This window comes from Clostridium sp. CTA-6 (assembly GCF_054768115.1).
In genome coordinates this window covers 1-853 of the sequence record NZ_BAAAAU010000031.1, presented here as the reverse complement: position 1 = coordinate 853, position 853 = coordinate 1, and the positions used below count along the sequence as shown (strand labels likewise).

Here is an 853-nt window from a genome sequence, read left to right as displayed (position 1 = left end):
CCTTCCAAGCTAGTTACGAGGGTTCGATTCCCTTCACCCGCTCCATAATATGCGTCTTTAGCTCAGATGGATAGAGCAACGCCCTTCTAAGGCGTGGGCCAGGGGTTCGAATCCCTTAAGACGCACCAAATAAGTGCCATTAGCTCAGTTGGTAGAGCACCTGACTCTTAATCAGGGTGCCCAGGGTTCGAATCCCTGATGGCGCACCATTTAAAATTAATATGGTGGGCATAGTTCAGTTGGTAGAGCGCCAGATTGTGGTTCTGGTTGTCAAGGGTTCGAGTCCCTTTGTTCACCCCATTGATGGGATGTCGCCAAGCGGTAAGGCATAGCACTTTGACTGCTACATGCGTAGGTTCGAATCCTGCCATCCCAGCCATTCGATTCACTAGCTCAGTTGGTAGAGCACATGACTTTTAATCATGTTGTCCGGGGTTCGATTCCCCGGTGGATCACCAAAAATTATATAACGTGCAGGTGTGGCGGAATTGGCAGACGCACTAGACTTAGGATCTAGCGCCTATGGCGTGGGGGTTCGACTCCCTTCATCTGCACCATTAAATGAATTTTTAAACAGAATTSAGAAGGATTAAAATATAACGAAACTAAATGTTTTGATATTTGCGGGAGTGGCTCAGTGGTAGAGCGTCACCTTGCCAAGGTGAACGTCGCGAGTTCGAATCTCGTCTTCCGCTCCAATAAATATGCGGGTGTAACTCAATGGTAGAGTGCTAGCCTTCCAAGCTAGTTACGAGGGTTCGATTCCCTTCACCCGCTCCATAATATGCGTCTTTAGCTCAGATGGATAGAGCAACGCCCTTCTAAGGCGTGGGCCAGGGGTTCGAATCCCTTA

At 48.7% G+C, this 853-nt stretch carries 9 tRNA genes; all 9 read left to right on the top strand.

Going from position 1 to position 853, the window contains the following annotated elements:
• The first annotated feature begins 51 nt into the window (after nt 1-51).
• The 9 genes from ACYUDJ_RS21285 to ACYUDJ_RS21245 all read left to right on the top strand — a co-directional run bounded on the left by ACYUDJ_RS21285 (nt 52) and on the right by ACYUDJ_RS21245 (nt 853).
• Nucleotides 52-128: transfer RNA gene (locus ACYUDJ_RS21285), tRNA-Arg, on the top strand.
• Between the two features lie 5 nt (nt 129-133).
• Nucleotides 134-209, top strand: a tRNA-Lys gene (locus ACYUDJ_RS21280).
• 15 nt (nt 210-224) lie between these two features.
• Nucleotides 225-300 (top strand) — tRNA-His (locus tag ACYUDJ_RS21275).
• Between the two features lie 4 nt (nt 301-304).
• Nucleotides 305-379, top strand: a tRNA-Gln gene (locus tag ACYUDJ_RS21270).
• Nucleotides 380-382: 3 nt separating this feature from the next.
• Nucleotides 383-458: transfer RNA gene (locus tag ACYUDJ_RS21265), tRNA-Lys, on the top strand.
• A gap of 15 nt (nt 459-473) precedes the next feature.
• Nucleotides 474-557: transfer RNA gene (locus ACYUDJ_RS21260), tRNA-Leu, on the top strand.
• Between the two features lie 66 nt (nt 558-623).
• Nucleotides 624-698: transfer RNA gene (locus ACYUDJ_RS21255), tRNA-Gly, on the top strand.
• 8 nt (nt 699-706) lie between these two features.
• Nucleotides 707-780: transfer RNA gene (locus ACYUDJ_RS21250), tRNA-Gly, on the top strand.
• Nucleotides 781-794: 14 nt separating this feature from the next.
• Nucleotides 795-853, top strand: a tRNA-Arg gene (locus ACYUDJ_RS21245).